Source organism: Pseudogracilibacillus amylolyticus (SeqCode), assembly GCF_051918545.1.
Taxonomy (GTDB): Bacteria; Bacillota; Bacilli; order Bacillales; family Amphibacillaceae; genus Pseudogracilibacillus.
Genome location: NZ_JBPPZG010000201.1, coordinates 1 through 7,060 on the forward strand (window position 1 = coordinate 1; position 7,060 = coordinate 7,060).

A 7,060-nucleotide genomic window follows, 5' to 3' on the forward strand; every position below is an offset into this window, starting at 1 on the left:
AGCGTAGAACCGTTGACTCCTGCGGGAACAGCACGTGTCTGAAGACTCCGAAGCAGTGGTTTTCTGCTTCGGAGGCTGAAGCCGTGCCCGCGGAAAGCAACGGTTCGTAGCGGAAAACAACCTGAGCGCTACTCTACAGTATCCTTCAACTATGAAATTTAAGGAAGTATTTATGAAAGCAGCCTTAAAAAGTTAAAAGGGGAGTGTTTTACATTGTCAGAGTTTATGGGCGAATTGTTGGGCACAATGGTATTAATTATTTTTGGTGTTGGCGTTGTTGGCGGAGTATTGTTAAAATGGTCAAAAGCAGAAAATGCAGGATGGGTTGTTATTACATTTGGATGGGGGCTCGCCGTAGTAATGGGAGTTTACGTATCGGGAACTGCATCTGACGCACATATAAATCCTGCGGTGACTCTTGGATTTGCTGCAATTGGAGAATTCCCATGGGCAAAAGTACCAATCTACATTGCAGGACAAATGATTGGAGCCATAATTGGAGCCGCAATTGTATTCTTTAACTATTTACCTCACTGGAGAAAAACAAAAGATCAAGCAGCGAAACTGGGCGTGTTCTCAACAGCCCCTGGGACATCAGATGAAGTTAAGAAGCCCTTACAAAACTTAGTAAGTGAAATGATTGGTACATTTGTTTTATTATTCGCACTATTATTTTTAGTCGGTCCCAACAATTTTACGGAAGGACTGGCACCATTAGCAATCGGACTTTTAATTGTCGCAATAGGTATGTCGCTTGGTGGGGCAACTGGATATGCAATAAATCCAGCCCGTGATCTCGGACCGAGAATTGCTCATGCAATTTTGCCGATTCCAGGAAAAGGCGGTTCTGACTGGGGTTATTCCTGGGTACCAGTAGTTGGACCAATTATTGGAGGGATATATGGTGCATTATTTTACCAAGCAGTGTTTGCCGGGCAGCTATCCGTTCTCTTTTGGATTTGTACATTAATCGTTGCACTTATTTTAGCGGCAGCAGCTATGAAAGAATTAAAAGAAGAAGTAAGTACTGAAAAAATTAAAAATATGTAAAGGAGCATGGTATAGATGAGTGAAAAGTATATTTTATCTTTAGATCAGGGAACAACAAGTTCACGAGCAATTTTATTTAATCACCAGGGAGAAATTGTGGAAACAGCACAACAGGAGTTTGAACAGTTTTTTCCCAAGCCGGGATGGGTGGAACACGATGCAAATGAGATTTGGACTTCTATTTTAGCCTGTATTGCTGGCGTGTTAAGAAAAGCTGATGTAGCACCTCAGCAAGTGGCTGGGATCGGGATCACAAACCAAAGAGAAACGACTGTAGTATGGGATAAAAATACGGGGAAACCGATTTATAAAGCAATCGTATGGCAATCACGACAAACAGCAGATATTTGTGAAGAACTAAAAGAACAGGGTCATGAAGAGTTGTTTAGGGAAAAGACAGGACTTTTAATTGATGCGTATTTTTCTGGAACGAAAGTAAAATGGATTTTGGATAATGTAGAAGGAGCTAGGGAAAAAGCAGAAAATGGTGAACTGTTATTTGGGACGATCGATACTTGGCTTGTTTATAAATTATCCGGTGGAAAAGCACATATAACGGATTATTCGAATGCATCGCGTACGTTAATGTTTAATATTTACGATTTAAAATGGGATGAAGAATTGCTTGAGATTTTAACCGTTCCCCAAAATATGTTACCTGACGTGAAGCAGTCTTCTGAAGTATACGCAAAAACGGTCGATTATCATTTCTTTGGACATGAAGTTCCCATTGCTGGAATAGCAGGAGACCAACAAGCTGCACTATTTGGTCAGGCTTGTTTTGAATCAGGTATGGCCAAAAACACATACGGTACAGGTTGTTTTATGTTGATGAACACAGGGGAAAACGGTGTTGCTTCGGAACATGGGTTACTGACAACGCTTGCTTGGGGAGTGGATGGAAAAGTTGAATATGCACTGGAAGGAAGTATCTTTATTGCGGGATCAGCTATTCAGTGGTTACGGGATGGACTAAAAATAATTGAATCCACACCAGAAAGTGAAAACTATGCTAAAAAAGTGGATTCCACAGACGGTGTTTATATGGTACCGGCTTTTGTTGGATTAGGAACACCTTATTGGGACAGTGATGCAAGAGGTGCAGTTTTCGGAATTACAAGAGGAACGGGTAAGGAACATTTTATTAGAGCTACATTAGAGTCGCTTGCCTATCAAACTCGGGATGTGCTTGAGGCGATGATTGCTGATTCTGGAATAGACTTAAAATCGCTTAGAGTTGACGGAGGAGCAGTTAAAAATGACTTTTTAATGCAGTTCCAAAGTGATATGTTAGGGTGTCCGGTAGAACGACCGGTTGTTCAGGAAACAACTGCTTTAGGTGCTGCCTATTTGGCAGGGCTTGCCGTCGGATATTGGGATAGCAAAGAGGAAATAGCAAAACAATGGCAAATTGAGCATACGTTTACACCTGAACTTGCTACTGAGAAACGTGAAGAATTATATAATGGATGGAAAAAAGCAGTAGAAGCAACAAGAGTGTTTAAATAATTAATAGAAGATTAATTTTATTTAATTTTTGATGGAAAAGGTTTGAATATCATCATCAAATTCACTTAAGATGAAGATAGAATGTTAAATGGAGGAAAAAACCGTGAAAAAAATAATTAACGATCCAAACCAAGTCGTTCAAGATATGATTTCGGGTATGATCCAAGCGGCACCAGATCAATTGAAACACGTCGAGGGAACAACGGTTATTACAAGAAAAGATGCTCAAGCCGTAAAAAAGGTCGGATTATTGAGTGGCGGGGGAAGCGGACATGAACCGGCACATGCAGGATATATCGGCAAAGGAATGCTTGATGCGGCTGTTTTAGGAGAAGTTTTTACCTCCCCATCCGTAGACCAAGTTTATGAAGGGATTAAAGCTGTAGATAGTGGAGCAGGAGTATTTCAAATAATTAAGAATTATACAGGCGATGTGCTTAATTTTGAAATGGCGCGGGAACTTGCGGAAGCAGAAGGAATAAAAGTCGCACAAGTTGTCGTTAATGATGATGTAGCGGTTGAAGATAGTTCATTTACAACGGGAAGAAGAGGAATTGCCGGAACGGTTTTCGTGCATAAAATCGCTGGAGCAAAAGCGGATTTAGGGGCTTCACTTGAGGAAGTAAAGAAAGTTGCTGAAAAAACGGTCGCTAATGTGCGTTCTATGGGAATGGCAATCAGTTCGTGTACGATCCCGGCAGCAGGGGAGCCTAGCTTCACATTAGATGAAAGTGAAATGGAAGTTGGGATCGGAATTCATGGAGAGCCTGGAATTGAACGTAAACATATTACAACAGCTGATCAGATTGCAACAGAATTAACCAAGAAAATCCTTGAAGATATGAAGATAATAGAAAACGATGAAGTTGCTGTGATGATTAACGGATTGGGAGCAACGCCACTTATGGAATTATATATCGTGAATAAACAGGTACAAGAAATTTTGCAAGACAAAGGGATCAAGGTTTATCGAACTTTTGTAGGTGAATATATGACAGCACTTGAAATGGGAGGCTGTTCGGTAACGTTATTAAAACTAGATGATGAACTAAAAAAACTATTAGACCATCCGTCAGACGCAGCTAATTTTCTAGTAAAATAACTAGGAGGAAAAAACATGAATTTTGACGTAAATGACGCAAAAGAATGGTTGAAAAAGGCGAATGAAAAAATCGAAGACAACAAACAAGTATTAACTAAATTAGATCAAGTTATCGGAGACGGCGATCATGGAATCAACATGACACGAGGATTTAATGAAGCAGTACAAACCGTAAATGGAAAAGAATATGACAATGTTTCTGATGTCTTTAAAGATATTGCGATGACGATAATGTCAAAAGTTGGCGGTGCAGCGGGTCCGCTTTATGGCACAGCATTTTTAAGATTATCCTTTTCTTTAAAAGGAAAGGATTCTATTGACTACAAAGATCTAGTAAAAGGGTTATCGGATGGACTAACAGGTATAAAACAAAGAGGGCGATCCGAGGTAGGCGAAAAGACTTTAGTAGATGTCTGGGAACCAGTCATAAATGAAATGAGCGAAACTAAAGAAGCACAGCCTGCACAAATTAAGGATACAGCGAAAACTGCAATGGAAAAAACAAAAGAGATTATGGCGACAAAAGGCAGAGCAGCATATTTTAAAGAAAAATCAATCGGCCATGTTGACCCTGGCTCGATGTCTTCATACTACTTGTTTTTAGCTTTAGCAGAAGTGTTGGAAGGAGGGCAATCCTAAATGGAATACGTCGGTATTGTTCTCATTTCCCATAGTGAAAAAATTGCAGAAGGGCTCAAAGAAATTATTCGACAAGTCATTTTGGATGTACCAGTAGAAACAGCAGGAGGCACAGATGATGGTGAAATTGGAACGAGTATCGAAAAAATCAATCGTGCAATTGACCGTGCCTACTCAAGTAAAGGTGTATTGCTTTTTTACGACCTGGGAAGTGCCAAAATGAATGCGGAGCTGGCAATCGAATTGTCTGAGAAAGAAAATATCAAACTAGTTGATGTACCTTTATTAGAAGGGGCTTACGTTGCGGCCGTTGAATCTAGTACGGGGAATGATTTAAAGACGATTATTGAAAATGTAATTAGAGAATTTTAGTTTTATTAATGCAGGTAAGAGAAACATACTCTTATCTGCATTATTTTTTTTATAAGGAGGATTATAAAAAACTCCTACTTACTATTAAATAGGAAAATAGTAATAAAAATTACTATTGTAAATATATATATGAATAGCATCTATTATTTATGGATGTTTGTTTACTATATTTAAGGGGGGAAAATATAAACGAGTGGTCAAATAAAAATAACCACTCTAGACGATCGGATCATATTCTAGAAAATAAGGAGGAAATGAGAAATGTCGAATCGTGGAGTTGTTTATACAGGACCAGGTAACGTACAGGTAAGAGATATTCGTTTTCCGGATTTAGTTTTACGTGAAGGCCCAGGAGTTCCCGAGAGCAATGTCGGTCGTAAATGCGAACATGGAGTAATCTTAAAAGTAATTGCAACAAATATTTGTGGTAGTGACCAGCATATGGTGCGTGGCCGTACGACTGCACCAGAAGGGTTAGTCCTCGGTCATGAAATTACAGGAGAAGTAATCGAAATAGGACGGGATGTAGAGTTTTTAGAAAAAGGGGACATTGTATCTGTACCGTTTAATGTTGCGTGTGGTCGCTGTATTACTTGTAGAAGACAAGATACACATATTTGTTTAAATGTGAACCCAGAACGCCCGGGTGGAGCATACGGTTATGTAGATATGGGTGGTTGGGTTGGCGGACAGTCTGAATATGTCATGGTTCCATATGCAGATTTTAATTTATTAAAATTCCCAGATAAAGATCAAGCGCTGGATAAAATTCTTGATCTAGCAATGTTAGCAGATATTTTCCCAACTGGATATCACGGGGCAGTTAGTGCAGGGGTTGGGGTTGGCTCAACTGTTTACGTTGCAGGAGCGGGATCAGTAGGACTTGCGGCAGCACATGCATCACAGTTGTTAGGCGCCTCTGTAGTCATTGTGGGAGACTTAAAAGAAGAACGTTTAGCGCAAGCGAGAAGCTTTGGATGCGAAACGATTAACTTAATGGAACATGATGATGCTGGTGAACAGATTGAGCAAATCTTAGGGATACCTCAAGTAGATTGTGCGATTGATGCTGTTGGATTCGAAGCATATCAGCATGGTACAGATCATGAAGAATCGCCTGCAGTCGTACTAAATACGATGATGGATGTTGTCCAGGCTGGTGGAAGACTGGGAATTCCAGGACTATATGTTACGGAAGATCCCGGTGCAGTAAACGAAGCAGCAAAAGTAGGCTCTTTAAGCATCAGACTTGGACTAGGTTGGGCAAAAGCACACCATTTTGTCACAGGTCAGAGCCCAACAATGAGATATCATCGTGACTTAATGCATGCTATTTTAAGTGAGCGGGCGAATATCGCTAAAGTAGTTAATGCAACAGTTATTTCGTTAGATGAGGCACCAAATGGATATAAAGACTTTGATAAAGGTGCATCGAAGAAATACGTGATTGACCCGCATGGAATGTTAAAATAATAATATATAATAAAAACCTGATTCCTATAAAGAAATCAGGTTTTTGCTATATTGAATTCATTTTATGCTCTTATTTTGTCGCAAGGATAAAGAATTCAGCGATTGAATGGCTTATTTCAGCCAATTAGTGTGACCGTTCAGCGGATTTAATAATAAATCATCAATTTCAGTAGTTAATTCAGCGAAATCGACGATAATTCAGCGGATACGAAATCCATCATATTAATCGCTCAAGATCTAGTCGTTTATTAATAAAATAAATGACGATAATGGCAAGTGCCATTGTCGAAAATTCACTAACTCCAAGCGTTAGCCAAAGAAACATAAATCCATCTTTTAGACCGACAAATACTTTCAACATATATGCAATGATGAACATATTAAAAGAAAATACCGCAGTATTAATAAACATTAAAGAAATTTTATGTTTAATAAACCGAGCAAATAACAGCGTAATTCCTAGTGAAATGGCAGTATGAAGCACACCAAAAATAAGATCCGCTTTTGTCGGTGATAAAATTAGATTAGATATAAATACCCCGAACACAATTCCGAAAAAATACTTTTTGTTAAAAACGATTAAATGGTTAAAAAGTTCAGATAGCCGGAATTGGATATTTAAAAATCCAAATGGTGCGACAAATGCTGTTACAACAAAATAAAGCGCTGCAATGAGCGCATTAACAATAAGTGTTTTAATCCTCATATTAACTTCTCTCCTTAGTTTTTTATCGTGGGATGGTTTCGAACCACGTCTTACAAACGCTTTTAAGTCAAGCATCGCAAGAATTAATTATAACATATGTGTAGAATAAGTTAAAATTGTTTTTCGACAGAGGTATGTGTCAAGTTATTCTCGGTTGTTCTTTTACATCAATATTTTCAGCACTCTATTTTTGTACGCTTTTAGGCTAC

General features: G+C 38.9%; 7 protein-coding genes and 1 riboswitch. Of the genes, 6 read left to right on the forward strand and 1 reads right to left on the reverse strand.

All coding sequences use genetic code 11. From position 1 onward, the window contains the following. Positions 1 to 213 precede the first annotated feature (213 nt). The 6 genes from ACPYKA_RS17080 to fdhA all read left to right on the forward strand — a co-directional run bounded on the left by ACPYKA_RS17080 (position 214) and on the right by fdhA (position 6,145). Positions 214 to 1,050: an MIP/aquaporin family protein gene (locus ACPYKA_RS17080; RefSeq protein ID WP_479543418.1), complete on the forward strand. Its 837-nt coding sequence runs from the start codon at positions 214 to 216 to the stop codon at positions 1,048 to 1,050. 15 nt (positions 1,051 to 1,065) lie between these two features. Further along, positions 1,066 to 2,559 (forward strand): glycerol kinase GlpK, encoded by a 1,494-nt coding sequence (gene glpK / locus ACPYKA_RS17085; protein ID WP_479543419.1) that lies wholly within the window; start codon positions 1,066 to 1,068, stop codon positions 2,557 to 2,559. Positions 2,560 to 2,662: 103 nt separating this feature from the next. Continuing rightward, positions 2,663 to 3,661: a dihydroxyacetone kinase subunit DhaK gene (gene dhaK / locus ACPYKA_RS17090; RefSeq protein ID WP_479543420.1), complete on the forward strand. Its 999-nt coding sequence runs from the start codon at positions 2,663 to 2,665 to the stop codon at positions 3,659 to 3,661. Positions 3,662 to 3,676: 15 nt separating this feature from the next. Then, the gene (gene dhaL / locus ACPYKA_RS17095; RefSeq protein WP_479543421.1) at positions 3,677 to 4,300 is read left to right on the forward strand and encodes a dihydroxyacetone kinase subunit DhaL; all 624 of its coding nucleotides are present in this window, start codon (positions 3,677 to 3,679) and stop codon (positions 4,298 to 4,300) included. Beyond that, complete coding sequence (dhaM, locus tag ACPYKA_RS17100) at positions 4,301 to 4,672, forward strand: dihydroxyacetone kinase phosphoryl donor subunit DhaM (RefSeq protein ID WP_479543422.1); 372 nt, start codon at positions 4,301 to 4,303, stop codon at positions 4,670 to 4,672. 261 nt (positions 4,673 to 4,933) lie between these two features. After that, positions 4,934 to 6,145: a formaldehyde dehydrogenase, glutathione-independent gene (gene fdhA / locus ACPYKA_RS17105; protein WP_479543423.1), complete on the forward strand. Its 1,212-nt coding sequence runs from the start codon at positions 4,934 to 4,936 to the stop codon at positions 6,143 to 6,145. 217 nt (positions 6,146 to 6,362) lie between these two features. Here the strand turns inward: fdhA and ACPYKA_RS17110 are convergent, their stop codons facing one another. Then, positions 6,363 to 6,851, reverse strand: coding sequence for a QueT transporter family protein (locus tag ACPYKA_RS17110; RefSeq protein ID WP_479543424.1), 489 nt, complete (start codon positions 6,849 to 6,851; stop codon positions 6,363 to 6,365). Between the two features lie 8 nt (positions 6,852 to 6,859). Next, positions 6,860 to 6,904, reverse strand: a riboswitch (PreQ1 riboswitch). Positions 6,905 to 7,060 lie beyond the last annotated feature (156 nt).